This window comes from Streptomyces sp. NPDC018026, from assembly GCF_044327745.1.
In the GTDB taxonomy this organism is placed as follows: Bacteria; Actinomycetota; Actinomycetes; order Streptomycetales; family Streptomycetaceae; genus Streptomyces; species Streptomyces rubrogriseus.
Map to the genome: position 1 here is coordinate 1,076,914 of NZ_JBIRFY010000001.1, position 26,785 is coordinate 1,103,698.

24 protein-coding genes are annotated in these 26,785 nt (G+C 73.5%); 14 read left to right on the forward strand and 10 right to left on the reverse strand.

Going from position 1 to position 26,785, the window contains the following annotated elements; translation table 11 throughout:
- Positions 1-24 precede the first annotated feature (24 nt).
- Entirely contained in the window at positions 25-1,029 is a 1,005-nt protein-coding gene (locus ACH4D3_RS04365) for a multicopper oxidase domain-containing protein (protein ID WP_398316162.1), read from the forward strand.
- A 186-nt stretch (positions 1,030-1,215) separates the two neighbouring features.
- Positions 1,216-2,283: a LacI family DNA-binding transcriptional regulator gene (locus tag ACH4D3_RS04370; protein ID WP_398316164.1), complete on the forward strand. Its 1,068-nt coding sequence runs from the start codon at positions 1,216-1,218 to the stop codon at positions 2,281-2,283.
- A gap of 487 nt (positions 2,284-2,770) precedes the next feature.
- Here ACH4D3_RS04370 and ACH4D3_RS04375 read toward each other — a convergent pair whose 3' ends face one another.
- On the reverse strand, positions 2,771-3,562 hold the full coding sequence (locus tag ACH4D3_RS04375) for a VOC family protein (RefSeq protein ID WP_398316166.1): 792 nt from the start codon (positions 3,560-3,562) through the stop codon (positions 2,771-2,773).
- Positions 3,563-3,754: 192 nt separating this feature from the next.
- On the opposite strand from ACH4D3_RS04375, the gene ACH4D3_RS04380 reads away from it, so the two are divergent.
- Positions 3,755-4,000 carry a WhiB family transcriptional regulator gene (locus tag ACH4D3_RS04380; RefSeq protein WP_385979704.1) on the forward strand — a complete coding sequence of 82 codons (246 nt, stop codon included), beginning with the start codon at positions 3,755-3,757 and terminating at the stop codon, positions 3,998-4,000.
- Between the two features lie 55 nt (positions 4,001-4,055).
- Complete coding sequence (locus ACH4D3_RS04385; RefSeq protein WP_398316169.1) at positions 4,056-7,421, forward strand: hypothetical protein; 3,366 nt, start codon at positions 4,056-4,058, stop codon at positions 7,419-7,421.
- A gap of 68 nt (positions 7,422-7,489) precedes the next feature.
- Here the strand turns inward: ACH4D3_RS04385 and ACH4D3_RS04390 are convergent, their stop codons facing one another.
- From ACH4D3_RS04390 to ACH4D3_RS04400, 3 genes are all read right to left on the reverse strand, one after another.
- The gene (locus ACH4D3_RS04390) at positions 7,490-8,464 is read right to left on the reverse strand and encodes an acyl-ACP desaturase (protein WP_398316171.1); all 975 of its coding nucleotides are present in this window, start codon (positions 8,462-8,464) and stop codon (positions 7,490-7,492) included.
- A gap of 205 nt (positions 8,465-8,669) precedes the next feature.
- A complete protein-coding gene (gene ddaH, locus ACH4D3_RS04395; protein ID WP_398316173.1) occupies positions 8,670-9,446 on the reverse strand; it encodes a dimethylargininase in 777 nt (258 codons plus the stop codon).
- A 215-nt stretch (positions 9,447-9,661) separates the two neighbouring features.
- Positions 9,662-11,296 carry an ABC-F family ATP-binding cassette domain-containing protein gene (locus tag ACH4D3_RS04400; protein WP_398316174.1) on the reverse strand — a complete coding sequence of 545 codons (1,635 nt, stop codon included), beginning with the start codon at positions 11,294-11,296 and terminating at the stop codon, positions 9,662-9,664.
- Positions 11,297-11,596: 300 nt separating this feature from the next.
- Between ACH4D3_RS04400 and ACH4D3_RS04405 the strand changes: the two genes are divergently transcribed.
- Positions 11,597-12,268, forward strand: a complete 672-nt coding sequence (locus tag ACH4D3_RS04405) for a GPP34 family phosphoprotein (protein WP_398316176.1) — start codon at positions 11,597-11,599, stop codon at positions 12,266-12,268.
- A gap of 33 nt (positions 12,269-12,301) precedes the next feature.
- On the opposite strand, the gene ACH4D3_RS04410 is transcribed toward ACH4D3_RS04405, so the two are convergent.
- Positions 12,302-12,718 carry an SsgA family sporulation/cell division regulator gene (locus ACH4D3_RS04410; RefSeq protein WP_398316178.1) on the reverse strand — a complete coding sequence of 139 codons (417 nt, stop codon included), beginning with the start codon at positions 12,716-12,718 and terminating at the stop codon, positions 12,302-12,304.
- Between the two features lie 326 nt (positions 12,719-13,044).
- On the opposite strand from ACH4D3_RS04410, the gene ACH4D3_RS04415 reads away from it, so the two are divergent.
- A complete protein-coding gene (locus tag ACH4D3_RS04415) occupies positions 13,045-14,091 on the forward strand; it encodes a WD40/YVTN/BNR-like repeat-containing protein (RefSeq protein WP_398316647.1) in 1,047 nt (348 codons plus the stop codon).
- A gap of 72 nt (positions 14,092-14,163) precedes the next feature.
- Positions 14,164-14,493 carry a plasmid stabilization protein gene (locus tag ACH4D3_RS04420; RefSeq protein ID WP_398316180.1) on the forward strand — a complete coding sequence of 110 codons (330 nt, stop codon included), beginning with the start codon at positions 14,164-14,166 and terminating at the stop codon, positions 14,491-14,493.
- A gap of 10 nt (positions 14,494-14,503) precedes the next feature.
- Here ACH4D3_RS04420 and ACH4D3_RS04425 read toward each other — a convergent pair whose 3' ends face one another.
- Positions 14,504-14,800 (reverse strand): YciI family protein, encoded by a 297-nt coding sequence (locus ACH4D3_RS04425; protein ID WP_398316182.1) that lies wholly within the window; start codon positions 14,798-14,800, stop codon positions 14,504-14,506.
- Positions 14,801-14,841: 41 nt separating this feature from the next.
- On the opposite strand from ACH4D3_RS04425, the gene ACH4D3_RS04430 reads away from it, so the two are divergent.
- Positions 14,842-15,543 carry an endonuclease V gene (locus tag ACH4D3_RS04430; RefSeq protein ID WP_398316184.1) on the forward strand — a complete coding sequence of 234 codons (702 nt, stop codon included), beginning with the start codon at positions 14,842-14,844 and terminating at the stop codon, positions 15,541-15,543.
- On the opposite strand, the gene ACH4D3_RS04435 is transcribed toward ACH4D3_RS04430, so the two are convergent.
- A complete protein-coding gene (locus tag ACH4D3_RS04435) occupies positions 15,531-15,725 on the reverse strand; it encodes a hypothetical protein (protein ID WP_398316186.1) in 195 nt (64 codons plus the stop codon). The two genes, ACH4D3_RS04430 and ACH4D3_RS04435, sit on opposite strands and share 13 nt — an antisense overlap.
- 169 nt (positions 15,726-15,894) lie before the next feature.
- Here ACH4D3_RS04435 and mmpA point away from each other — a divergent pair, with 169 nt between their 5' ends.
- Entirely contained in the window at positions 15,895-16,041 is a 147-nt protein-coding gene (gene mmpA, locus ACH4D3_RS04440) for a morphogenic membrane protein MmpA (RefSeq protein ID WP_398316188.1), read from the forward strand.
- A 43-nt stretch (positions 16,042-16,084) separates the two neighbouring features.
- On the opposite strand, the gene ACH4D3_RS04445 is transcribed toward mmpA, so the two are convergent.
- Positions 16,085-17,287 carry a saccharopine dehydrogenase family protein gene (locus ACH4D3_RS04445; RefSeq protein ID WP_398316190.1) on the reverse strand — a complete coding sequence of 401 codons (1,203 nt, stop codon included), beginning with the start codon at positions 17,285-17,287 and terminating at the stop codon, positions 16,085-16,087.
- A gap of 208 nt (positions 17,288-17,495) precedes the next feature.
- Here ACH4D3_RS04445 and ACH4D3_RS04450 point away from each other — a divergent pair, with 208 nt between their 5' ends.
- From ACH4D3_RS04450 to ACH4D3_RS04460, 3 genes are all read left to right on the forward strand, one after another.
- Complete coding sequence (locus ACH4D3_RS04450; protein ID WP_398316192.1) at positions 17,496-18,686, forward strand: CaiB/BaiF CoA transferase family protein; 1,191 nt, start codon at positions 17,496-17,498, stop codon at positions 18,684-18,686.
- An 11-nt stretch (positions 18,687-18,697) separates the two neighbouring features.
- Positions 18,698-19,912: an acetyl-CoA C-acetyltransferase gene (locus tag ACH4D3_RS04455; protein ID WP_398316194.1), complete on the forward strand. Its 1,215-nt coding sequence runs from the start codon at positions 18,698-18,700 to the stop codon at positions 19,910-19,912.
- Positions 19,913-19,991: 79 nt separating this feature from the next.
- Positions 19,992-22,172 (forward strand): 3-hydroxyacyl-CoA dehydrogenase NAD-binding domain-containing protein, encoded by a 2,181-nt coding sequence (locus tag ACH4D3_RS04460; protein WP_398316196.1) that lies wholly within the window; start codon positions 19,992-19,994, stop codon positions 22,170-22,172.
- A 9-nt stretch (positions 22,173-22,181) separates the two neighbouring features.
- On the opposite strand, the gene ACH4D3_RS04465 is transcribed toward ACH4D3_RS04460, so the two are convergent.
- Entirely contained in the window at positions 22,182-22,889 is a 708-nt protein-coding gene (locus tag ACH4D3_RS04465) for a MerR family transcriptional regulator (protein ID WP_398316198.1), read from the reverse strand.
- 281 nt (positions 22,890-23,170) lie between these two features.
- Between ACH4D3_RS04465 and ACH4D3_RS04470 the strand changes: the two genes are divergently transcribed.
- Positions 23,171-24,640 (forward strand): amino acid permease, encoded by a 1,470-nt coding sequence (locus ACH4D3_RS04470; protein ID WP_398316200.1) that lies wholly within the window; start codon positions 23,171-23,173, stop codon positions 24,638-24,640.
- 42 nt (positions 24,641-24,682) lie between these two features.
- Positions 24,683-25,168, forward strand: coding sequence for a macro domain-containing protein (locus ACH4D3_RS04475; RefSeq protein ID WP_398316202.1), 486 nt, complete (start codon positions 24,683-24,685; stop codon positions 25,166-25,168).
- 15 nt (positions 25,169-25,183) lie between these two features.
- On the opposite strand, the gene ACH4D3_RS04480 is transcribed toward ACH4D3_RS04475, so the two are convergent.
- Positions 25,184-26,677: a M1 family metallopeptidase gene (locus ACH4D3_RS04480; protein ID WP_398316204.1), complete on the reverse strand. Its 1,494-nt coding sequence runs from the start codon at positions 26,675-26,677 to the stop codon at positions 25,184-25,186.
- Between the last annotated feature and the right edge of the window lie 108 nt (positions 26,678-26,785).

Sequence of the window (26,785 nt, forward strand, 5' to 3'; positions counted from 1 at the left end):
CCGTATCGGCGTGGGGAGTTCGGCATGGACAGGCGAGGCTTCAACCGACGGGTACTGCTGGGCGGCGCGGCTGCCGCGACATCGTTGTCCATCGCTCCGGAGGCCGCGGGCGCCGCCCCTGCGGCCAAGGGGATCACCGCGAAGACGGCACCGGCCGGGGGCGAGGTGAGACACCTCAGGATGTACGCCGAGAGGCTGGCGGACGGTCAGATGGGCTACGGCTTCGAGAAGGGCAAGGCGTCGGTCCCCGGCCCGCTGATCGAGGTCAACGAAGGCGACACGCTGCACATCGAGTTCACCAACACGATGGACGTACGGGCCAGCCTGCACGTGCACGGCCTGGACTACGAGATCTCCAGCGACGGCACCGCGATGAACAAGAGCGACGTCGAGCCCGGCGGCACCCGCACCTACACCTGGCGCACCCACAGGCCCGGCCGGCGCGACGACGGCACCTGGCGGCCGGGCAGCGCGGGCTACTGGCACTACCACGACCACGTCGTGGGCACCGAGCACGGCACCGGAGGCATCCGCAACGGCCTCTACGGCCCGGTGATCGTGCGCCGCAAGGGGGACGTGCTGCCGGACGCCACGCACACGATCGTCTTCAACGACATGACCATCAACAACCGCAAGCCGCACACCGGCCCCGACTTCGAGGCCACCGTGGGCGACCGCGTCGAGATCGTCATGATCACGCACGGCGAGTACTACCACACCTTCCACATGCACGGTCACCGCTGGGCGGACAACCGCACCGGCATCCTCACCGGGCCCGACGACCCGAGCCGGGTCATCGACAACAAGATCACCGGCCCGGCCGACTCCTTCGGCTTCCAGATCGTCGCGGGGGAGGGGGTGGGCGCCGGAGCGTGGATGTACCACTGCCATGTCCAGAGCCACTCGGACATGGGGATGGTGGGGCTGTTCCTGGTGAAGAAGCCGGACGGCACGATCCCGGGGTACGAACCGCACGAGCACGGCGGGACGGTGTCGGGCGAGGCGCCCGCGCAGGAACACGAGCACTGAGCCGAGGGCGGCCGGCGCCGCCACCGGCGCCGCCGGTCAGCTGTCGTGGGCCGTTCTTCTGTACATGCGCCCATGCTGACGACCGCACCCGCCTTGGCACAAGAGCGTTTTCGGTCCCCGGAGCGCCCCCTCCCGCGGCGCGGCCTGCCGCTATCCTGAGCCGCAGCCGCCGAGGAGGAGCCGCACGTGACCGAGACCGGGCCGCGCCCCACGCTCGAGGCCGTGGCCGAGCGCGCCGGGGTCTCGCGGGCCACCGTGTCCCGCGTGGTCAACGGCGCCCACGGGGTCCGGGACGCGCTGGCCGAGCGGGTGCGGCGCGCGGTGGAGGAACTCGGCTACGTCCCCAACCAGGCCGCCCGCTCCCTGGTGACCCGGCGGCACCAGGCCGTCGCCGTCGTCGCCGCGGAACCGGAGACCCGGGTGTTCGCCGACCCCTACTTCGCCCAGCAACTGCGCGGCATCAGCAAGGAACTGACGGCCCACGACAACCAGCTCGTGCTGCTGCTCACCGAGGGCCGCGAGGACCACGCCCGCGTCGGGCGCTACCTGGCCGGCGGCCACGTCGACGGTGCCCTCGTCTTCTCCCTGCACCTGCACGACCCGCTGCCCGGCCTGGTCCGCAGTGCCGGAGTGCCGACCGTCTTCGGCGGGCGCCCCGACTGGGACGACGGGCGGGACGACGTGGTCTACGTGGACAGCGACAACCGCGGCGGCGCCCGCTCGGCCGTCCACCACCTGGCCGGGCTCGGCCGCACCCGCATCGCGCACATCACCGGCCCGCTCGACCAGACCTCGGCCGCCGACCGGCTCGCGGGCTTCAGCGACGTCCGCCCCGGCGCCGACCCGGACCTGGTCGCGCGAGGGGACTTCACCTCGGGCGGCGGGGAGCGGGCGATGCGGGAACTGCTCGACCGGTGCCCCGGCCTGGACGCCGTGTTCGCGGCCAACGACCTCACCGCGGCGGGCGCCCTGCGGGTGCTGCGCGAACGCGGGCGGCGGGTGCCGGACGACGTGGCCGTGGTGGGCTTCGACGACATGCTGCCCGTCGCCGAACAGACCGACCCGCCGCTGACCACCGTCCGCCAGGACATCGAGGGCATGGGCCGGCTGATGGCCCGCCTGCTCCTGCGCGGCCTGGACCGCGGAACCGCCGCCGCCACCGACGCCACCGACTCCGACGCCGCGCGAACACCGAACCCCGCCCCGCCCGGCGTGGTCCTGCCGACGACCCTGGTCCACCGATCCACGGCATGAGCCGGTCCGGCACCCCGGAAGGCCGGACACCGGCCTCGCCCTGGACGCGGGTGCACCCGGGTGCCGAACCGTTCTTCGCGAGCGGGCCGGCCACAGGCCTCCGGCGTCGTCTGCCAGGTGCGGGGCGTTCGCGTCGCCACGGCCCGCCGCGTCACCGCGCGAGCCCCGGACGGCGGTCCGCTCGGGCAGGCACGCGTGCGTCCGCGCGAGCCGGACGCCGTGGCGTGGGCGAGGCTGGGCACCGGACGGCGCCCGGATGCCGGATGCGCCCGCGTCCGCGCCGGTGCCGGGGGTGTGTCTCGGCGGGCGGGGGCGGCCGCATCCCCCGGGCGCCGGGTGCGCGCTCGGCCCTGTCGCCGCGGCCCCACCGCGTGAGCCCGGGCGGCGGGCCGGGACCGGGTGGTGGGTTGCTCCCGATGCCGGGTTCCCTACCGTGCGTCCGGGTGCCGGGCCTCGACGTGACGCGAGTGCCGGACGCGCCCCGCGCCTACCCCTGGCGCGGGGCCGGCCTGAGCACCGCGAACCGGGCGCCGTACGGGTCGGCCAGGCGGGCGACGCGGCCGACGTCCTCGATGTCCGTGGCGGGCATCCGCACCGTGCCGCCCAGCTCCGTGGTCCGGGCGACCGCGGCGTCCGCGTCGTCCACCGCGAAGTACGGCAGCCATCCGGCGTCCGTGTCCGTGTCCGCCGGATCCTCGGCGAGCGGGACGAGACCGCCGAACATGGCGTCCTCGCCCTCTCCGGCCGGGTTGACGCAGGTGTAGGAGCCGCCGGGGAAGGAGACGCCGGAGGTCTCCAGGCCCAGCACCGCACGGTAGTACGCGGCGGCTGCCGCGATGTCCGCGGTGTGCAGCTCGACCCAGCACAGCGCGCCGGTCTCGCCGGTCACGTCCAGGCCCGCGCGCTGCCCCGGCTGCCAGATGCCGAACGGCACCCCGGCCCGGTCGGCCAGGATCGCCATGGTGCCCTGGTCCATGACGTCCATGGGCTGCACGAGCACACCGCCGTGCGCCTGCCCGGAGGCCTGGGCGGCGGCACGGGCGTCCGGAGCCTGGAAGTACACGGTCCACGACGGCGGGCCCTGCTCCTCGGTGGTGCCCATGCCGCCGGCCACGATCCGGCCGTCCAGCTCGAAGAAGCCGTAGCCGCCGGCCTCCGGCCCCGCCGACCGGAACCGCCAGCCGAAGAGGCCGCCGTAGAAGGACGTGGCGCCGTCGAGGTCGGAGGTGCCGACGTCGAGCCAGTTCGGAGCGCCGGTGACGAAACGGGTGGTGAGCATGATCCGCCCTCCTCGGAAGGGTCCCGTTGCCTGCACTGACGAGTCTTCCACCGACCCCCGGCGACCGCTTCCGCGCGCCGCCGTGCGCCGCTGTGCGCGGCGGAGGACCATCTGATCTGCTGGGGGTGCCGGACGCACGGCGTTGATGCCGCGTTGATCGAACGTTTTTCGCCTCCCGGCAGGCTGCTGCGCATGCACATCGAGACGACCGCGGCGCCCGACCTCAGCTGGCAGGAGGAGGCGTTGTGCGCGCAGACCGGGGGAGACTTCTTCTTCCCCGAGCCCGGCAGCTCCGTACGGGACGCGAAGCGCATCTGCGCCCTGTGCCCGATCCGCTCGACCTGCCTGGATTTCGCGCTGAGCAACGACGAGCGCTTCGGCGTCTGGGGCGGCCTGTCGGAGAAGGAACGGCTGGCGCTGCGGCGCACCATCCCCTGAGCACGGCCCCGGTAATTCGCTGTGCCGCACCCGTCGCGCCGGGCAGAATCCCGGCATGTCCCGAACCGCCGCACAGCACGAGGCCGAGAGTCTGCTGCACGCCCTCGATCCGCTCGCCCACCCGCGGCGCATGCGGGAACTCGTGGCGCGCACCCGGGAGTCGCCCGGCCCGCGGCCCCTCCTCGTCGAGCTCGAACGGCACGGCGCGTACGGGCGCCGGCTCGCCGTCGTCGCCGCGTCCGCCGCCCGCGACACCGAGTGGATCGCGGACCGGATCGCCGATCCCGACCCGTACGTGCGCGGCCACGCCCTGCGGGTGGCCGACCCGCTGGGCGTGCCGGACGCCGCCTTCGAGGCGGGTCTCGCCGACGCCCCCGAGGCGGTCCGCCGCAGCCTGCTGCGCGCCGTCGCCGCCGGCGGCCGCACCGCCCTCGCCGACCGGCTGGTGGACGGGGTGCGCCGCGACTGGGGCGACACCGAGGCGACCCGTCTGCTGCCGGGCTGCACCACACCGAAGGTCGCCCTGCTGCTGCCCGAGCTGCTGTACGCCGTCCGGTCCTGGAACCCGTTCGCCGGGCGGCACCGCGCGACGCTGTCCGCCGTGCTGGAGGCGGAACTGGACGCCACGCCCGAGGCCCTGCGCGACGACTGGTGGCGCCGGTACGCGTCCGCGGTGGCCACCCTCGCGCCCGCAGAGCCCGCGCGGGTGCTGCGGATGCTGGAGGAGCGGGGACCGAGCGGCCTGCCGTACGAACTGCGCGGTCACCTTCCCGCGTTCGCCGGCGCCGACCCGCGGCGCGTCCTGCGCCTGCTGCTCACCCCCGCCTGGGCGTCCGCCGTCGGCGTCCACCGGCTGGGACGCACGGCGCTGTACCGGCTGACCCGCACCGACTCGCCCGAACTCGTCGCCTACGCCCGGGCCCTGCTGCCCCTCGGCGGCCTCCCGAGGCTGCTCAAGGCGCTCCCGCCCGCCCGGCGGCACGCCCTGTGGACGGCCGTGAACCAGGGCCGGGGAACCGGCGGCACGGTCGGCGTCGACGAGGCGCTCCTCGAGGTGCTGCCGCGCCGCCACGCCGCGCGCGAGGCCCGGGAGGCCGCCGCACGCGCGCGGGAGGCCGGTGCGGGCGAGTACACGGTCCTCGTCGCCGAGTCCTTCCTCCCGGTGGCCGAGGCGCACGACCGGCTGCTGGCCGCCACCAGGCGCCCGGACGCCGAGGACCGCGCCCGGGCCTGGCCGCTGCTGATCCGCAACGCCGCCCGCTCGGCCGACCCGGCCGCCGTCACCGCCGTACTGGAGGACATGGCGCGGCTGCGCAACGAGCAGGATCCGGTGCGGGGCGCCGCGCTGCGGGCGGCGTGCGGCATCCCGGCCGGGCTGTTCACCGAGGAGGCCGCCGAGCATCTGGCCCGCCTCGCCACCGACGCCGTCGAGGCGCGCGACTCCTCGCCCCAGACCCGCCGGGCGCTCGGCGAACTGGCCCTGGCCGTGCTGTGCGAGCACGCGGCGGGCGGCACCCGCACGCTGGTGAACTGGGCGCTGCGCACCCTCGTGCGGATATCCGGCACCACGGGCGGCGCCGACCTCGGCCGCCTCGACCGCACCCTGCGCCGCGGCCAGGAGCACCAGGTGTACGAGGCGCTGCGCCCGTGGATCGAGGCGGGCGCCGAGAAGGCCGACTACGGCCTCGCCTTCGCGCTCGCCCGCGCCGTGGGACCGCGCGCCTGCGGCCTGCCCGAACTCCAGGACCAGCTGTGGCAGGCCGTCCGCTACGGCAACGACACCACCGCGCGCACCGCGATCGGCCTGTGGCTGGAACCGTCCGCCACCCGCGACGAACGGGCGGCCCGCGTCCTCGCCCGCGAACCCTCGGCGGCCGTACTGGAACCGGTGCGCGCGGTGCTCGTCGGGCGCCGCACCGACCTGCTCGACCCGCTGCTCGCCGAGAACCCGCCCTACGGCCGCTTCCTGACCAAGGGCACCCCCTGGTCCGTGCCCGTGACCGCGCACGAGGTGAGCCGGTGGGTGCCGCGCCAGCAGGCCGCGCTGCTGAGGCGGTGCGCCGCCCTGGCCGCCGACGCCGGACTGCCGCTGCACGCGCGCGCGAACGCCATCGCGCGGGCGGCCACCGTACCCGACGGCGGCGCCGACCTCGTACGCCGCTGGACCGGGTCGGCGAACGTCGTCCTCACCGAGGCCGCGCTCGCCGCCCTGGCCCGCACCGACCGGGCCGCCGAGGCGCTGCCCGAGCTGCTGTCGCACGCCGGCGGCGACCGGGCCCGCGTCGCCGTGTACGCGGTCACCCAGGCGTCCCGGCAGGCGCCGCCCTCCCGCCTCGCGGGCGCCCTGCGGGACGTGCTGGGGGCGCCGGACGCCAAGGTGACCAGCCGCAAGGAGGCGGTCCGGCTCGCCGCGGTCCGCCTTCCCGTGCCGGACGCGGCGGCCCTGGTCACGGAGGTCTGCGCCCGCCCGGGAACCCACCCCGACGTACGCGCCGCCTGCGTCGCCTTCGCCCCGGGGCTCCTGGCGCGCGAGGAGGTCTGGGACCTGCTGGGCGACGCCGCGGGCGGTCCGCCGGTGCTGCGGGCCGCGCTGTTGCGGACGGTGCCGCGGGACCTGCCCGAGGCGCACCGCGGCCGGTACGCCCGCCTGGTCCGCGACGTGGCCGCCGGCGGCGACGACCCCGCCACCACGCTCCTCGCCCACCACGCCCTGGGCCGCTGGATCCCCTGGTCGGACGACGGCGCCCGGGTACTGGCCGGGGCCGTCACGGACCTGGCGAACCGCGCGACCTGGCACGCGGCGGCGAACGCACTGATCAGCGCGGCGTCGAGCGCTCCGCAGGGCCGGTCCGGCCTGCTGGAGACCCTGCGCGCGCTGGCCGGGGCGGAAGCCGGCGGGGACGACGACGCGGGGGAGCGGCGGGACCGGCCGGCCCGGCAGCGCGTCGAGTACCTCGTCACCGGGCTCCGGGCGAGCGTCTTGCGCCCGAAGGCGGCGGTCCGCCCGGTCGCCCGTGCCGCCGCCGAACTGCTCCACGGGTACGACGCCCACGTGGCGCAGGCCGCCGGACTCGCGGCCGGTCACGTCGACCTGACCGCCGTACCGCCGCACCTGGACCGGGTGGCCGCCCTGGCCGGCACCGACCGGCCGGCGCTCGCCGCGCGGATCGCCGACGAGATCGGCGAACGCCTGCGGGGCCGGGAGCAGCCGGGCGACGCCACGGTGCTGCTCGCCGAGGCCACGGCGCTGGCCGGGCACGGCGGACACGCCCAGGGGCTGATGGCCGTCGCCGTCACCGGAGCGCTCGGCGAGCGCGAGGACTGGCCCGCGCCGTGGCGGGAACTGCTGCGCGCCCTGCGCCGCCACCCGGTCCCCGACGTGCGCGACGCGGCACTGGAGGAGACGACGATCCACGAGTGACGCCGGGCGTCGCGCGAAGACCGGGTGCGGCAGCGGGGGCCGGGTGCGGCAGCGGGGGCCGGGGGCGGTCAGCCCGCCGCGCGGGCCGCCATCCGGGCCTTGCGCGCCGCCAGCTTCTCGTCGAACTTGGCGGCCTCGGCGTCCAGCCCGCCCATGTACAGCCCCAGCTCCTCCTGAGCCCGCTGCCCCTCCGGACCGAGTCCGTCGATCTCCATGATCTTCAGGAAGCGCAGCACGGGCTGGATCACGTCGTCGTGGTGGATGCGCAGGTTGTAGACCTCGCCGATGGCCATCTGCGCGGCGGCCCGCTCGAAGCCGGGCATGCCGTGACCCGGCATCCGGAAGTCGACGACCACGTCCCGGACCGCCTGCATCGTCAGGTCCGGGGCCAGGTCGAAGGCCGCCTTCAGCAGGTTCCGGTAGAAGACCATGTGCAGGTTCTCGTCGGTCGCGATGCGGGCCAGCATGCGGTCGCAGACCGGGTCGCCGGACTGGTGACCGGTGTTGCGGTGCGAGATGCGGGTGGCCAGCTCCTGGAAGGCCACGTACGCCACCGAGTGCAGCATCGAGTGCCGGTTGTCCGACTCGAAGCCCTCACTCATGTGGGCCATGCGGAACTGCTCCAGCTTGTCCGGGTCGACCGCACGCGAGGCGAGGAGGTAGTCGCGCATCACGATGCCGTGCCGGCCCTCCTCGGCGGTCCAGCGGTGCACCCAGGTGCCCCAGGCGCCGTCGCGGCCGAAGAGGCTGGCGATCTCGTGGTGGTAGCTGGGGAGGTTGTCCTCCGTCAGCAGGTTCACCACGAGGGCGATCCGGCCGATCTCGGTGACCTTGGACTGCTCCTTCTCCCAGGCCTCGCCGTCCTCGAAGATCCCCGGGAAGTTCCGCGCCTCGGTCCACGGCACGTACTCGTGCGGCATCCAGTCCTTGGCGACCTTCAGATGCCGGTTCAGCTCCTTCTCGACCACTTCCTCCAGCGCGTACAGCAGCCGGGCGTCGGTCCAGTCGGCGGAAGTACCGAGGTGCGGGGAGACGATCGTCACGAAGAACTCCAGGGACGTGTGACAGGGCGGAGCAGCCGGCGAGCGGTGCCGGGAACCTACGGGATCGTAGGCTACGAAACCGTAGGTTACGAGAGCGTAGGTTAAACGCACTGTAAAGGTCGCTGATCAGCAGCCGTCCGGCGGCACCCGACAAGGCCCCGAGACCCGCAGGTCCGGGGCCGGGCGAACGCCCCGCGCGTCGGGTTCAGTCGTACAGCTCGCGCAGCCTGACCGAGAGGCACGTCACACAGCCCTCCAGCTTCTCGAACTCCCCGATGTCGACGAGCACCGGCTCGTGCCCGAGATCGGCGAGCAGCTCCGCCGTCTTCGGCGCGCTCGCCGCCATCAGCAGCCTGCTCCCGCCGAGCAGCACCACGTGCGCCCCCGACTCCTCCGGCACCGGCAGGAAACGGGGGAACAGCGAGGGCACGTCCGTCATCGGGACGTGTCCGATCACCGTCCCGTCCGGCAGGGCGGTGACCGCCGACTTCAGGTGCAGCACCTTGCTCACCGGCACGGCGACGACCCGCGCGCCCAGCGGCTCGAACGCCGCCCGCAGCTGCTGCACACCGGCCGCGTTGGTCCGTCCGCCGCGGCCCACGTAGATCGTGTCGCCGATCTTCAGGACGTCGCCGCCGTCCAGGGTGCCCGGCTCCCACACCCAGTTCACCGAGCAGCCGAGCCGGGCCACGGCCTCCTCGACACCGGCCGTCTCCGCGCGCCGCGACTCGGCGCCGGGCCGGGTGATCAGCGCGACGTTGCGGAACACGACGACGGCGTCCTCGACGAAGACCGAGTCCGGGCAGTCGTCGGCCGGGTCCACCTCCAGCGTCTCCCAGCCGTGATCTCCGAGGGCCTCGACGTAGGCGTCCCACTGTTCGAGGGCCAGGCCGTGATCGACCTTCTCCCGCTCGACGTGTGTCACCAGTCCTTCGGCGAGCCTGGGGCTGGGGCGGCGGACGAGGGCCTTCTTGCTGGGCACGCGGGGCCTTTCGTGTCGGCGCGGATCGGCGGGTGTCGACGTCGGCTGGCCGGAGCCGTGACGCGGCGCCGGTCCGCGCCATCATGCAGCGGGGGCCCGCGCCCGCGAAACCCCCGTCAGCCCCTCGTAGCCCTCCTGAGATGCTCGGCGCTGCTGGAGCCGCGGGCCGCGAGCAGTCCGTGCGGGGTGCCCTCGACCAGGTGAACCGGCGGACGTCAGGCGGAATGTCCGACAGCTTCCGACGTGATTTCCTTGAGTTCTCCCTCCTCCAGCAGCAGCCAGCGCGTGATGCCGAGCGACTCCAGGAACGGCAGGTCGTGGCTGGCCACGAGCAGCGCCCCCTCGTACGCCTCCAGCGCGCTGGTGAGCTGCCGCACGCTCGCCATGTCCAGGTTGTTGGTCGGCTCGTCCAGCATCAGCAGCTGCGGCGCGGGCTCGGCCAGCATCAGCGCCGCCAGCGCCGCCCGGAAGCGTTCGCCGCCGGACAGCGTGGCCGCCTGCTGGTCGGCGCGGGCACCCCGGAACAGGAAGCGCGCCAGCCGCGCCCGGATCCGGTTGTTGGTGGCGCCCGGCGCGAACCGGGCCACGTTCTCCGCGACGCTCAGCCCGTCGTCGAGGACGTCCAGACGCTGCGGCAGGAACCGCAGCGGCACATGAGCCGTCGCCTCGCCCGCCACCGGCGCCAGCTCCCCGGCGACGGTGCGCAGCAGCGTGGTCTTGCCCGCGCCGTTGCGCCCGACCAGCGCGATCCGCTCCGGACCGTGCAGATCGAGACCGCCCGCCACCTTGGCGCCGTACGCCATCTCCAGCGCCCGCAGGGTCAGCACGGTCCGGCCCGGCGGTACGGCCGTGTACGGCAGGTCGACGCGGATCTCGTCGTCGTCCCGCACGGCCTCCACCGCGTCGTCGAGCCGCTCCTTCGCCCCGGCGAGCTTCTCCTCGTGCATGATGCGGTACTTTCCGGCGGACTGCTGGGCCGTCCGGGCCCGCAGCTTCATCACCGCACGGGGCTCGCGCTTGGTGTCGTACATCTTCTGCCCGTAGCGCCTGCGCCGGGCCAGGACGACCTGGGCGTCGGCCAGTTCGCGCTTCTGCCGGCGCAGATCGGACTCGGCGACCCGGACCATCCGCTCGGCCGCCTCCTGCTCCACGGCGAGCGCCTCCTCGTACGCCGTGAGGTTGCCGCCGTACCAGGTGACCGAGCCGGCCCGCAGGTCGGCGATCTGGTCGACCCGTTCCAGCAGCTCGCGGTCGTGGCTGACCACGACCATCACCCCCGGCCAGGACTCGACGGCCGCGTACAGCCGCCTGCGGGCGTACACGTCGAGGTTGTTGGTGGGTTCGTCCAGGAGCAGGACGTCGGGCCGGCGCAGCAGCAGCGCGGCCAGCCGCAGCAGCACCGACTCGCCGCCCGACACCTCGCCGACGGTGCGGTCGAGGCCGATGTGGCCCAGGCCGAGCTCGCCGAGCGTGGCCAGCGCGCGTTCCTCGACGTCCCAGTCGTCGCCGACGGTCTCGAAGTGCTCCTCGCTCACGTCACCCGCCTCGATGGCGTGCAGTGCGGCCCGGCGGCCGTCGATGCCGAGCGCCTCGTCGACCCGCAGCGCGGTGTCGAGCGTGACGTTCTGCGGCAGGTAGCCCACCTCGCCGGCCACCCGGACGGTGCCGTCGGCCGGGGTGAGCCGCCCGGCGATCAGCTTCAACAGGGTGGACTTCCCGGCGCCGTTGAGGCCGACCAGGCCGGTCCTGCCGGGGCCGAAGGCGACGTCGAGTCCGTCGAAGACGGCCGTGCCGTCGGGCCAGGCGAAGGACAGGGACGTACAGGTGAGAGAAGTGGGGGAAGTAGACATACGGGTCTCCGCGGTTGCTCGAAGCGGTCAGGGGCAAACGCGTATCGAGACACCGGAAGCGGGCGACCGCCGTCGGACGGGGGGAGGGCACGAAGGAAGCCCTGCTCCGTCAGGAGGCTGGGACGGCTCGAACGCCGAGGTCGCACGCGGCGGACACACGTGAGATACGTGTGACGCGGTGTCTCAGGACCTCAGACGAGCAACGTCCTTCTCCAATCGGCGGCAACAGAAGCGGTACCGAACCTAAAGAAGACCCGGTTGGCCTGTCAACGCATTTACGCGGACCCCGAGGAGGCCCCCGTGCCCAACGGCTCGCTCTCACTGCCGGCCCGGCTCTGCCTGCTGGCCTGGGACCCCGAGCGGTCCTCGGCGGCCGAGACCGCCCGCGTCCACCACCTGGTGCGCGCCGGTGCGCTCACCGAACTGGCCCAGCGCGGGCTGCTCACCGACGACGACGGCATCGCCACCCCCGCCGACCTGGACTCCCGCACCGGGGACGCCGTCCTCGACGGGCTGCTGGAACTCGTCCGCGAGTCGCTGCCGCACCGGTGGCGCGCCTGGGTGCGGCTGCACGCCCGGGTCACCTTCGACGCCGTGCGGGAGCAACTGGTGGCCGAGGGGTACCTGCGGGCGGAGAAGAAGCGCGTGCTCGGCGTGTTCCCGTCCGTGGCGTACGTGCTCGCCCGGGCCGCCGAGGCGCGGGCGCTGCGGGAGGAGGCGCGGCACCTGCTGGAAGGGCCGCTGCCGGCCGGTGAGGTCTCCGAGCGGGACGCGGCGCTGGCCGTGCTGGCGGCCGCCGCCGGACTGGGCGCGCCCGGCGGCACGGCGGGCGGGGTCCCCGGACGGGACCGGATCGCGGAGCTGACCCGGCGGTGCGCGAGCGCGGGCCCCGGCCTGCGGAAGATCGTGGGAGAGGTGTGGGACGCGGTGAGCGACGAGACGGCCCGGGCACCGGTGTCCGCGCGCGGCTGAGCGCCGTCCGGCGCCGCGCGAGCCGGAAGGGCGTCAGCAGCTCCCGCGCATCAGCTCCGCCAGGTCGTGGTCCAGGTCCAGCTGGAGGTGCTCGAGACCCACCGGCACCAGTTCGCCGGCGGCCGCGAGGAACCGGCGCAGCTCGCCCGAGCGGACATGGATCACCGCGGTGCCCTCGGGCGCGTGGAACTCCAGGACGGTGCGGTCGTACGCGTACGGGCGCACCCGGACGTCGCCGTGGCCGTTGGGCTCCCGCATCCCGGCGATGAGCAGCTCGCGGGAGAAGGTCCAGCAGACCTCCACGCCTTCGAGGGTGGCCGGGGCCGGGAACGTCATGCGGACGGCGAACGGGTCGGCGCGGTCGTAGTGCAGGGTGGCGGGAATGCTCGGCATACGCGGCGCGGCGGCGACGAGACGCGCCTCGACGGGCTGCTCGATGACGGTGGACAACGCCTTGCTCCCTCGTGACGGCTGGACGGGCTTCGCGGGCGGTGCGGGCCGGGCACTGGAAGAGACGTCGGAATCAGCCCATCCGTGCACACGACGAGCGAGTGACCTCTGTCACCGCGTTCATGCCCGGGAGCTCCCAGGAGTGTCACGCCTCTCCTCCCGTGCCCCGAAAGGCACTTGCGGCACGCCCGCACCGTGCGCGCGAGCGGTCGCGGCCCTCTGGACGGCGCGCGGGCCGTGGGCTAGCTTCGCCCGCCATGAGGCGCTTGGGAAGCACGCGACGCACGGGACGGACCATTCGAGCCGGCGGCAGGCGTACGGGGCGGGTGGCGCTCGCCGGGGCGGTCTGCGCGGCGGCGCTGGCCGCGCTGACCGCCGTACCCGCCCAGGCGCACCAGCGGCCGCAGTGGGACGTGAAGGACACCGGGGTCGTCGACGTCCGGTTCCGGGGGCTCGCCGCCGTCAGCCGGCACACCGCCTGGGTGGCCGGTACCGGGGGGACGGTCCTGCGCACCACCGACGGCGGCGACACCTGGGGCGACGTCTCCCCGCCGGGCGCCGGTGAGCTGGAGTTCCGGGACATCGAGGCCTTCGACGCCCGCCGGGCCGTGGTCCTGGCCATCGGCGAGGGCGAGGCGTCCCGGATCTACCGCACCGACGACGGCGGGGCGACCTGGACCGAGTCCTTCCGCAACACCGACGCCCGGGCCTTCTACGACTGCCTGACCTTCTTCGACCGCGGTCACGGCCTCGCCATGAGCGACCCGGTGGACGGGAAGTTCCGCATCCTGTCGACCGGCGACGGCGGCCGCTCCTGGAAGGTGCTGCCCGACGCGGGAATGCCGGCCGCGCAGCAGGGCGAGGCCGGGTTCGCGGCGAGCGGCCAGTGCCTGGTCTCCGCCGGGCCGAGGGACGTGTGGCTGGCCACCGGCGGGGCCGCACGCGCACGCGTGCTGCACTCCGCCGACCGCGGGCGCACCTGGACGGCCACCGACGCCCCGGTCCCGGCCGGGGACCCGGCCCGCGGCGTCTTCGCCCTCGCCTTCCGCGACCGTGCCCACGGCCTCGCCGTCGGCGGCGACTACCGCCCCGGGCAGGCGTCGCCGCGGGCCGCCGCCCGGACCGCCGACGCCGGCCGCACCTGGAGCCCCGCCGACCGGCCGCCGCCCGCCTACCGCTCCGGCGTCGCCTGGCTCCCGCACAGCCGCTCCGCCGCCCTCGCCGTCGGCCCCACCGGCACCGACCTCACCACGGACGGCGGCCACACCTGGCGGACGGTCGACACCGGCTCCTACGACACCGTGGACTGCACCCCGGACCTGGGCTGTTGGGCCGCGGGCGAGCAGGGCCGGGTCGCCCGGCTGGAGCGCTGACGCCGGGCGGGCCGGGGTGTTTGTCCGTAACGTGGGTAACCGTTCGCTGAACGTGAGAGGAAGTGAGCGGACATGCCGAGCGGTTCCAGCTCCAAGCGGGAGCGGCAGTACGAGCACATCAAGAAGAGCGCGGAGGACCGCGGCGAGAGTACCGGCCGCGCCAAGGAGATCGCGGCGCGGACGGTGAACAAGGAGCGCGCGCAGTCCGGCGAGTCGAGGACCGCCAGCCGCATCTCGACACAGGACAAGTCGCCGAGCAGGCGCGGCGGCCAGCGGTCCGGGAACCGTCAGGGCCCCCAGGGGCCCACCTACGACCAGCTGTACGAGGAGGCCAGGCGCCGTGACGTCCACGGCCGTTCGAACATGAACAAGGGCGAGCTGCGCCAGGCACTCGGCAAGTGAGCCGCGGCGCCTAGGGAAGGGTCTCCCGGTAGCGCTCCAGCGTGGGCGCCGTCTTCGTGGCGACGAACTCGGTGACGCGGTACGCGCACACACCGGCCCTGACGAACGGGTCGCCCGCGGTGATCTCCTCGATCCGCGCCCGGTCCCCCGCGACGGCAAGGATCACCCCGCCCTCGCGGGGTTCCTTGCGCCCGGACGCCAGGAACACGCCCTGCTCGTACAGTCCGTCGAGCCAGGCCACGTGGTCCGGCAGCAGGGCGTCGACGGCTTCGAGCGGGGCGGTGTAGGACAGCTCCAGTACGAACATGATCGCGAGCCTACTCGGGCTCCCGTAGGCTTGCGGCCACCATGACGACCGTGAGTGTGCAGATCCCCGCCGGCTGGCCCACGACCGAGGAAGGGGCCCGCGCGGTCCAGGACGAACTGCGCGCCCGCGTGGTGCTCGACGAGCCCGGCCCGCCCCCCGGCACCGGCCGGGTCACCGGCGTGGACGTCGCCTACGACGACGAACGCGACGTCGTCGCCGCGGCGGCCGTCGTGCTGGACGCCGCGACCCTCGCCGTCGTCGCGGAGGCCACCGCCGTCGGGCGGATCTCCTTCCCCTACGTGCCCGGCCTGCTCGCCTTCCGGGAAATCCCGACCGTGCTCGCCGCCCTGGAGGCGCTGCCCTGCCCGCCCGGCCTGGTGGTGTGCGACGGATACGGCCTGGCCCACCCGCGCCGCTTCGGCCTCGCGAGCCACCTGGGCGTCCTCACCGGCCTGCCCACGATCGGCGTGGCCAAGAACCCGTTCACCTTCACCCACGACGACCCCGACACCCCGCGCGGCAGCACGTCCCCGCTGCTCGCCGGTGCCGAGGAGGTCGGGCGGGCGGTGCGCACCCGCGACGGCGTGAAGCCGGTCTTCGTCTCGGTCGGGCACCGCGTGGGCCTCGGCAACGCCTGCGCCCACACCCTGGCCCTCACACCCGCCTACCGGCTGCCGGAGACCACCCGCAGGGCCGACGCCCTGTGCCGCGCGGCCCTGCGGGACGCCGCCTACCCGGCCTGATCCTCGACGCTCCAGCGGCCCACCTCCCGGTACGCCGAGTCGTAGATCCCGGAACCGTCGCCGGGCCGCAGCGCGTAGTGCTTCAGGTTGCCGCCCCAGTACCGCAGGATCCGCTGCAACTCGCCCGTGGGGTCCTCGGCGAGCGCGCCCTCGTCCATGGTGACTTCGAGAAGGAACTTCATGCCTTCAAGGGTTTCATTGAACTCCTTTTTGGCACTTCGCCGCGCACGGTGCCCGGTGGCACGGAGAGCGGCGCCGTGAAAGTCCCAAATCGGTGGATCCGAGCGCCCAGAGGGATCTGAGTATCCGTACGGATGTGCCACCGCGCGCGGTCCCGGCAGGGTGGACGGCATGACGACACACCGCGCACCCAAGTACTCGGCCCGGTCCGGCCGCCCCGTCGAGCGGTCCGTGGTCGCGGGTCTGGTGCTGGCGGTGGGCGCGGGTCTGGCCTGGATCGGCGGGATGATCTACACGATCGCCGGGTGGTCCGGGTAGGCCCCGGCCCCCGGAGCGCCGCACGGTGCCCCGGGGCGGCCCGTCAGCGGGTCGCGGCCACCCGGAAGCCGATGCCCGCCGCCCGCAGCCGCTCGGTCAGCGCGTCGCCCATCGCCACGGCCGTGGTCACCTGCCCGGCCGTCGGCGGCAGGGCGTCGAGGGCGAGACAGAGCGCCGCCTCGGCGAACATCTTGGCCGTCTCGTCGTACCCGGGGTCGCCGCCCGCGACCTCGGTGAACACCTTCCGGCCGCCTCCCTCGCCCACGAAGCGGACCGAGAACCAGCTCCTCGCCCGCCGCGCGGCGCTCGGTCCCTCGCCCGGCGCGAGCCGGGCCGACAGCCTGCGCCGTGCGGGCGGCACCTGGGCCGCCGCCACCAGCGCGCCCACGGCCGCCACCCCGCCGACCGCGACGGGCAGCCGCCGCACGGCCGCGTAATGGCGGTAGCGGAAGTCCGGGCCGTAGCGGTCCAGAACCTTCGCGGACCGGCGCACGATCTGCGGGTCCACGGTCGGCAGCGGCAGCGCCCACGCCCCCACCTCCCCGGCGAACCGCGGCGCCCCGATCGGCGTCGCGACGCGGCGGCCGACCAGGCGCGGCTCGTGCCGCCGGCGTTCCAGCGCCGCGGCCCGCAGTTCGCGGCCGCGCGCGAACTGGCCCAGCGCGGAGGCGAACGTACCGCCCGAGAACGCGGCGCCGACGGTCACGAAGCCGTCGACGGTCAGCGGCACGCCCTCCGGCAGCTGCCGCACGGTGAAGTACACGCCGAGGTCGTGCGGGACGGAGTCGAAACCGCAGGCGTGCACCAGGCGGGCGCCGGTCTCCCGCGCGCGGGTGTCGTGGCGGACGTAGGACAGGTCCACGAACTCGGGCTCCCCGGTGAGATCGAGGTAGTCCGTGCCGGCGTCCGCGCAGGCGGCGACCAGCGCGTCGCCGTAACGGACGTAGGGGCCGACCGTCGTGGCCACCACGCGCGCGTGCCCGGCCAGTTCGCGCAGCGAGTCCGGATCGGACGCGTCCGCGAGCAGCACGCCGACGTCCGCCGCGGTGCCCGCCGAGGTGCCCGCCGCACCGGTCAGCCGCTCGCACAGGCGACGCAGCCTCTCCTCGTCGCGGCCCGCGACCGCCCAGCGCAGCCCGTCCGGCGCGTGTGCGGCGAGGTACTCCGCGGTCAGTTCACCGACGAACCCCGTCGCCCCGAACAGCACGATGTCGTACGGCCGGCCGGCCGCCTTCAGCCTGTTCATGACATCCCTCCGTCACCCGTCGGCAACCCCTGGGTCCGCAGCACGCGCCGTTGCCGGTGGCTGAGGCTAGCGTGAGGATCGCGCGGCCCGGCGAGGAGCCCGCACCACAATTGGCTAAGCGCTTGCTCGCCCGGGTCTTGTGCCCAGTGGAACACGTTCTTAGCATCACTGGTGTTACATCGGTTGTGTCACAGAGCTGGGGAGCTGAATGCCGGAAGTGAGGACGCCGACGCGGAGCCCGGGCGCCGAGGGCCCGCTCGCCGGTGTGCGCGTGGTCGAGCTGGCCGGTATCGGTCCCGGACCCTTCGCCGCCATGCTCCTGGCCGACCTGGGCGCCGACGTCGTGCGCGTCGACCGTCCCGGCGGGCCGGGCCTCGGGATCGACCCCGCCCGCGACGTCACCAACCGCAACAAGCGCTCCGTGGTCGTCGACCTCAAGGCACCGGACGGCCCGGCCCGGGTCCTCGACCTCGCCGAACGCGCCGACGTCCTGATCGAGGGCTACCGCCCCGGCGTCGCGGAGCGGCTCGGCGTGGGCCCCGGGGACTGCCACGCCCGCAACCCGCGCCTCGTCTACGGCCGCATGACCGGCTGGGGCCAGGACGGCCCGCTCGCCCGGCGCGCCGGGCACGACATCGGGTACATCGCGCTCACCGGCACCCTGGGCCTGATCGGCGCCCCGGACGAGCCCCCGGCGGTCCCCGCCAACCTCCTCGGCGACTACGCGGGAGGCTCCCTCTACCTGGTCGTCGGCATCCTCGCCGCACTGCACCACGCGCGCGAGCACGGCACCGGGCAGGTGGTGGACGCCGCCATCGTCGACGGCACCGCCCACCTCTCCGCGATGATCCACGGCATGCTGTCCGCCGGCGGCTGGCAGGACCGGCGCGGCGCCAACCTCCTCGACGGCGGCTGCCCCTTCTACGGCACCTACGAGACCGCCGACGGCCGGTACATGGCGGTCGGCGCGCTCGAACCGCAGTTCTACGCCGAGTTCATGGGGCTGCTCGGCCTCCCCGACCTGGCACCGGCCCGCGACGACATGTCCCGCTGGCCCGAGCTGCGCGCGGCCGTCGCCGCCCGTTTCAAGTCCCGTACCCGCGACGAGTGGACGGCCGTCTTCACCGACTCCGACGCTTGCACGGCCCCCGTCCTGTCGCTGCGGGAGGCTCCGCACCACCCGCACCTCGCCGCCCGCTCCACCTTCACCGACCACGACGGCATCACCCAGCCGGCCCCCGCACCCCGCTTCTCCGCGACCCCCACCGCCGTCCGCACCGGCCCGGCCCGGCCCGGCGCCGACACCGCGACCGTGGTCCGCGACTGGGGGCTGCCCCGCGCCTGGGGCGGCCCGGCCCCGGCCACCCTCCCGAACCCCGCAGCGCACAACCCTCAGTGAAAGGCCCGCCAGTGAGTACCGAAGCGTACGTGTACGACGCGATCCGCACTCCGCGTGGACGCGGCAAGGCGAACGGCGCCCTGCACGGCACCAAGCCCGTCGACCTGGTCGTGGGCCTGATCCAGGAGGTCCGTGGCCGTTTCCCGGGTCTGGACCCGGCGGCGGTGGACGACATCGTGCTCGGCGTCGTCGGTCCGGTCGGCGACCAGGGCTCGGACATCGCGCGGATCGCGGCGATCGCGGCCGGGTTGCCGGACACGGTGGCCGGTGTGCAGGAGAACCGCTTCTGTGCCTCGGGCCTGGAGGCCGTCAACATGGCGGCCATGAAGGTGCGCTCCGGATGGGAGGACCTGGTCCTCGCGGGGGGTGTCGAGTCCATGTCCCGCGTCCCGATGGCCTCGGACGGCGGCGCCTGGTTCAACGACCCGATGACCAACCTCGCCACCAACTTCGTCCCGCAGGGCATCGGCGCCGACCTGATCGCGACGATCGAGGGCTTCTCGCGCCGTGACGTGGACGAGTACGCGGCGCTCTCCCAGGAGCGGGCGGCCACCGCCTGGAAGGAGGGGCGCTTCGAGCGCTCCGTCGTGCCGGTGAAGGACCGCGCCGGTCTCACCGTCCTCGACCACGACGAGCACCCCCGGCCCGGCACCACCGCCGACTCCCTCGCGGGGCTCAAGCCGTCCTTCGCCGACATCGGCGAACTGGGCGGGTTCGACGCGGTGGCGCTGCAGAAGTACCACTGGGTGGAGAAGATCGACCACGTCCACCACGCGGGCAACTCCTCCGGCATCGTCGACGGCGCCTCCCTGGTCGCCGTCGGCTCCAAGGAGGTCGGCGACCGCTACGGTCTGCGGCCGCGCGCCCGGATCGTCTCCGCCGCGGTCTCCGGATCCGAGCCCACCATCATGCTCACCGGCCCCGCACCGGCCACCCGCAAGGCCCTCGCGAAGGCCGGGCTGACCATCGACGACATCGACCTGGTCGAGATCAACGAGGCGTTCGCGGCGGTCGTCCTGCGGTTCGCGAAGGACATGGGCCTGTCGCTGGACAAGGTCAACGTCAACGGCGGCGCCATCGCGCTCGGCCACCCGCTCGGCGCCACCGGCGCGATGATCCTCGGCACCCTCGTCGACGAACTCGAGCGCCAGGACAAGCGCTACGGCCTCGCCACCCTGTGCGTGGGCGGCGGCATGGGCATCGCCACCATCGTCGAGCGCATCTGACCCCCTCCCGACGGATACGGCGGCCACGACGGCCTCGGCCGCCGCGACGGCCACGACGGATCACCTGGAGCACACCCTCATGAGCACCGAGCCCACCACCATCCGCTGGGAGCGGGACGACACCGGTGTCGTCACCCTCGTCCTCGACGACCCCGACCAGTCCGCGAACACCATGAACCAGGCGTTCCGCGACTCCCTGGCGGCGATCACCGACCGCCTGGAGGCCGAGAAGGACTCCGTCCGCGGCGTCATCGTCACCTCCGCCAAGAAGACCTTCTTCGCGGGCGGCGACCTGCGCGACCTCATCCGCGTCACCCCGGAGACCGCCCAGGACCTCTTCGACGGCGGCATGGCCATCAAGCGGAACCTGCGCCGCATCGAGACCCTCGGCAAGCCCGTCGTCGCCGCCATGAACGGCGCCGCGCTCGGCGGCGGCTACGAGATCGCGCTGGCCTGCCACCACCGCGTCGCCCTCGACGCCCCCGGCTCCAAGATCGGCTGCCCCGAGGTCACCCTCGGCCTGCTCCCCGGGGGCGGCGGCGTCGTCCGCACCGTCCGGATGCTCGGCATCACCGACGCCCTGCTGAAGGTCCTCCTCCAGGGCACCCAGTACAACCCCCGCCGCGCGCAGGAGAACGGCCTGGTCGACGAGGTCGCCGACAGCCGCGAGGACATGCTCGCCAAGGCCCGCGCCTTCATCGACGCCCACCCGGAGTCCGCCCAGCCCTGGGACCGGCCCGGCTACCGCATCCCCGGCGGCACCCCCGCCCACCCGAAGTTCGCGGCCAACCTGCCCGCCTTCCCCGCCAACCTGCGCAAGCAGACGAACGGCGCCCCCTACCCGGCGCCGCGCAACATCATGGCCGCGGCGGTCGAGGGCTCCCAGGTCGACTTCGAGACCGCCCAGGTCATCGAGGCCCGCTACTTCGTCGAACTGGCCGCCGGGCAGACCTCGAAGAACATGATCCAGGCGTTCTTCTTCGACCTCCAGGCGGTCAACTCCGGCGCCAACCGCCCCAAGGGCGTCGAGCCCCGCAAGGTCACCAAGGTCGCCGTGCTGGGGGCGGGGATGATGGGCGCGGGCATCGCCTACTCGTGCGCCCGCGCGGGCATCGACGTCGTGCTCAAGGACGTCGCCCTCGAGTCGGCGGTCAAGGGCAAGGCGTACTCGGAGAAGCTGTGCGCGAAGGCCGTGGCGAAGGGCCGTACGAGTCAGGAGAAGGCGGACGCGCTGCTCGCCCGGATCACGCCGACCGCGGAGGTGGGTGATCTGGCGGGGTGCGACGCGGTGATCGAGGCGGTGTTCGAGGACACCTCGCTCAAGCACAAGGTGTTCCAGGAGATCGAGCACGTCGTCGCCCCCGACGCCCTGCTGTGCTCGAACACCTCCACGCTGCCGATCACGGCGCTGGCCGAAGGCGTCGAGCGGCAGGGCGACTTCATCGGGCTGCACTTCTTCTCACCCGTGGACAAGATGCCGCTGGTGGAGATCATCAAGGGTGAGCGGACCGGCGACGAGGCGCTGGCCCGCGCGTTCGACCTGGTCCGGCAGATCAGCAAGACGCCGATCGTGGTGAACGACTCGCGGGGCTTCTTCACCTCCCGGGTCATCGGCCACTTCATCAACGAGGGTGTCGCGATGGTGGGGGAGGGCATCGAGCCCGCCTCGGTCGAGCAGGCCGCCGCCCAGGCGGGTTACCCGGCCAAGGTGCTGTCCCTGATGGACGAACTGACCCTCACCCTCCCCCGCAGGATCCGCGAGGAGACGAAGCGGGCCGTCCAGGAGGCGGGCGGCACCTGGACCGCTCATCCCGCCGACGCGCTCATCGACCGCATGGTCGACGAGTTCGGCCGCCCGGGACGCTCCGGCGGCGCCGGGTTCTACGAGTACGGCGAGGACGGCAGGCGGGCCGGGCTGTGGCCGGGGCTGCGCGAGCACTTCACGAAGCCGGGACACGAGATCCCCTTCGACGACATGCGGGAGAGGATGCTCTTCTCGGAGGCGCTGGACACCGTCAGGCTTCTGGAGGAGGGCGTGCTGACCTCCGTCGCCGACGCCAACATCGGCTCGATCTTCGGCATCGGCTTCCCCGGCTGGACCGGCGGCGTCCTGCAGTACATCAACGGCTACGAGGGAGGCCTGCCCGGCTTCGTCGCCCGCGCCCGCGAGCTGGCCGACCGCTACGGCGACCGCTTCACCCCGCCCGCGCTGCTGGTGGAGAAGGCGGACAACGGGGAGGTCTTCACGGACGGCCGCTGAGCCGCCGGATCACTCACCGGCCCCCTTGTCGAGCCACTCCCGCAGCTCCTCGCGCAGCGACCGCTGGAAGGTGGTCAGCAGCGCCTGCACCACCAGCGGGTGCATGTGGGCGGAGAGCGACCGCACCTCCGGCGCCTCCCGTTCGGCGACCGCGTCGCGCAGCAGCCGCGACAGGTCGCGCGCGGCGGCGCGGGAGTGCTCCAGGAGGGCGGTGCGGGCGGCGAGGACCGTCTCGGGGGAGAAGGGCACGTCGAGCAGCTCGACGCCGAGCCGGAGCAGCCCGACGTCCACCCGGTAGGCGTCGCCGTCGGGCACCACGACGTCCATCGCCCCCAGCCGGTCCACCTCGTCGTCGGTGAGCGGCCGCCCCGCGCGCCTGCCCAGCTCCTCGCGGGTGACCCGCTCCACCGTCTCCGGCGCCCAGGAGGCCACCACCGCCCGGTGGAGCGCCAGGTCGTGCGGGCTCAGGTCGTCCGGCAGCCGCTTGAGATACCGCTCGATGGCGGCCAGCGTCATGCCCTGGTGCTGCAACTCCTCGATCAGCGCCAGTCGCGCCAGGTGCTCCCGGCCGTAGTGCCCCACCCGGCGCGGACCGAGCACCGGCGGCGGCAGCAGTCCTCTGGTGCCGTAGAAGCGGACCGTGCGCACCGTGACGCCGGCCCGCGCGGCCAGCTCGTCGATCGTGAGGGCCGGCTCCGCGGTGTCGGTGGTCGTCATGTGCAGCAGTATCGCTGTCTCACCAGTGCTGTGAAACCTCCCGCGCCTCTCTCGCGCGTCTCTCCCGCACCTGTCGCACGCCTCTTGCCCGACCTGTGCGGGCCATCGGTGGATCTTGTGAGAAGTCACGCTGTGTGACATAAGCCACCGCATGTGCACGCAGCGTCTTGGGAAGGTGCCGTCTTGGTCTGTGCCGCGCCATTGGGTGGTGCGGGCCCGAGACACACGTACGGACGACTCGGGCGCACCCCGCCCGAGCGCACCAGAGAGTGGAACCACCCGTGAGCAAGGACGCCGTCGACACGGCACAGGTCGCCGCCCCTCCCCAGGCGACCGGGACCATCCCCGCGGACGCGGGCGACGCCGGTTACAGCAAGGACCTCAAGGCCCGCCACGTCAACATGATCGCCATCGGCGGCGCGATCGGCACCGGGCTCTTCCTCGGCGCCGGCGGGCGCCTGCGGGACGCCGGACCGGCGCTCGCCGTCGCCTACCTCGTCGCCGGCGTCTTCGCCTTCTTCGTCGTCAAGGCACTCGGCGAGCTGGTGCTGTACCGGCCCTCCTCCGGATCCTTCGTGTCGTACGCGCGCGAGTTCCTCGGCGAGAAGGGCGCCTACGTCGCCGGCTGGATGTACTTCCTGAACTGGTCCACGACCGGTATCGCCGACATCACCGCGATCGCGCTGTACACCCACTACTGGAGCATGTTCACGAGCATCCCCCAGTGGGTGCTCGCCCTGGTCGCCCTCGCGGTGGTCCTGGCCGTGAACCTGATCTCGGTGAAGATCTTCGGCGAGATGGAGTTCTGGTTCGCGATCGTCAAGGTCGCCACCCTCGTCGGCTTCATGCTGATCGGCATCTTCCTGCTCGCCACCCGGCACGAGGTGAGCGGGCAGACCCCGGGCATGGGCATGATCACCGAGCACGGTGGCATCCTCCCGCACGGCGCGATGCCCGTGGTCCTCGTCATGCAGGGCGTGATCTTCTCCTACGCGGCCCTGGAGCTGGTCGGCGTCGCCGCCGGCGAGACCGCCGAGCCGCACCGGATCGTGCCCCGCGCGGTGAACTCGATCATGTGGCGGGTCGCCCTGTTCTACGTCGGCTCGGTCGTGCTCCTGGCACTGCTGCTGCCGAGCTCGCTCTACTCGGGCGACGAGAGCCCCTTCGTCACGGTGCTGTCGGGCATCGGGGTACCGGCCGCCGGTGACGTGATGAACCTCGTCGTCCTCACCGCCGCGATGTCGTCCCTGAACTCCGGCCTGTACTCCACCGGCCGCATCCTGCGCTCCATGGCGATGGCGGGCTCCGCGCCCAGGTTCACCGGCGTGATGAGCCGCAGTCAGGTGCCCTACGGCGGCATCCTGCTGACCTGCGCGGTCTGCGTCCTCGGTGTCGGACTGAACTTCCTGGTGCCGGACAAGGCCTTCGAGATCGTCCTGAACGTCGCCTCCCTGGGCATCATCAGCACCTGGGTGATCATCATGATCTGCCACCTGGTGTTCGTCCGCCGGGCGCGCGCCGGCCTGGTCGAACGGCCGCGTTTCCGGCTGCCCGGCAGCCCCGGCACGGAGATCGTCACCATCGCCTTCCTGCTGGCGGTCATCGGCCTGATGTGGAACGACGAGGAGGTCGGCCGCAAGACCGTGCTGCTGGTGCCCGTGATCGCGGTGCTGCTGGTGGCCGGCTGGTTCGGCGTCCGGCGTCGGGTGGCGCAGCAGGCCGGGCGGGAGCCGTCGGCGCCGAGCGAGTAGCGCCCCGGGGCCACTGTCAGTGGCACCCCCTACGGTGGCGTCATGTCGGAGATCAGCTATGTCCGGGGTGACGCCACCGCGCCGTCGGTCAAGGGCGCCAAGGTGATCGCCCACGTGTGCAACGACCTCGGCGGCTGGGGCAAGGGCTTCGTCCTGGCCCTCTCCCGCCGGTGGCCGCGGCCGGAGGCGGCCTACCGCGCCTGGCACCGCGACCGCGCGGCCAACGACTTCGGCCTCGGCGCGGTCCAGTTCGTCCAGGTCGAGCCGTACGTGTGGGTGGCCAACATGATCGGCCAGCACGGCATGCGGACGGGCAGCAAGGGCGTCCCCGTGCGCTACGAGGCCATCGGCACCGCACTCGGCCGCGTCGCCGACCGGGCGGCCGAGCTGGAGGCGTCCGTGCACATGCCCCGCATAGGCTGCGGCCTGGCCGGCGGCAAGTGGTCGCGCGTGGAACCGCTCATATCCGACCGCCTCGCCCGGCGCGGCATCCCCGTGACCGTCTACGACCACGGGGACGCCGCCTAGGGCCTGTCCGGCGGCTCAGTGCTCGTGCACGTCGTTCGTCGCGGCGATCTTCCGCCAGGAACGGGGCTGCACGGGCGCCGCGGCGGCCTTCGCGAGGGAACGGGCGCTCGCCGCCGGGGCGTCCGGCTTCGACGGCTGGAACAGCCAGGTGTCGAACAGCGCGGCCAGCGGCTTGCCCGACACCTCCTCGGCGTACCGCTGGAAGTCGGCGACGGACGCGTTGCCGTGGGCGTACTTCGCGGGCCAGCCCTTCAGCACGGTGAAGAAGGCGTCGTCCCCGATCTCGTTGCGCAGCACCTGCACGGCCAGCGCGCCCCGGTCGTAGACGGCGCCGTCGAACTGGTTCTCCGGACCCGGGTCACCGGGCTTCACCGTCCAGAACGGGTCGTCGGCCGGGTGCGAGGCGTACGTGTAGTCGGCCAGTTCCTGCGCCGTGCCCTCGCCCTCGTGCTCGGACCACAGCCACTGGGCGTAGCGCGCGAAGCCCTCGTTGACCCAGATGTCCTTCCAGCCGCGCACCGAGACCAGGTCGCCGTACCACTGGTGGGCCAGCTCGTGCACGACGACGGACACGTTCGACCCGTTCGCGAACTGCCGCGGGCTGTAGAACGGCCGGGTCTGCGTCTCCAGGGCGTAACCGGTGGTGGTGTTCGGCACGTAGCCGCCGAGCGCGTTGAACGGATACGGCCCGAAGTACTCGCTCAGCCAGTCGGCGACCTCCCCGGTCCGCTCCACGCTGGCCCGCGCCGCCCCGTCGTTCGCGCCCAGGTCCCTGCTGTAGGCGTTGACGACCGGAATGCCGCCCTCGGTGGTGCCGGTGGTGAGGTCGAACCTCCCCACCGCCAGCGTGGCGAGATACGTGGCCTGCGGCTGGTCCGAGCGCCAGTTCCAGCGGGTCCAGCCGAGCCGTGAACTCGTCGACTGGAGCGTGCCGTTGGAGATCGCCTGGGTGCCGTCCGGCACCTGCACCGACACGTCGTAGGTGGCCTTGTCGAGCGGATGGTCGTTGCTGGGGAACCACCACGCCGCGGCCTCGGGCTCGTTCGCGGCGACGCCGCCGTCCGGGGTGCGGTGCCAACTGGTGAAGCCGAACGCCTGCTTCGAGGACGGCACACCGCTGTAGCGGACGACGACGGTGAGGGGCGACCCCTTGTCCAGCGGCTTCTTCGGCGTGACCTCCAGCTCCTGCTCGCCCGAGGTCGTGAACGACGCCTTGGCGCCGTTGACCCGCACCTCGCCGACGTCCAGCAGGAAGTCCAGGTTGAACCGCGACAGGTCCGCGGTGGTGCGGGCCAGGATCGTCGCGGTGCCCTCCAGCCGGTCCGTGGCCGGCTGGTACTTCAGGCGCAGGTCGTAGTGCGAGACGTCGTATCCGCCGTTGCCGTAGGACGGGTAGTAGGGGTCGCCGATGCCCGGAGCGCCGGGGGAGTGGGCCGCCGCCGACGCCGGGATCGCCAGCATGAGGGAGGCGGCGCCCAGTGCGCCCGGCACGATGAATCTGCGGTGCACGAAAGCTCCAAGTCGTAGGGGCACGGGATCCGTTCGGAATCCGTTCGGAGCCTATTCAGCCGCTGTGCGTGCCGTCATGTCCACGGCCACTCCGGTCACACGATTGCC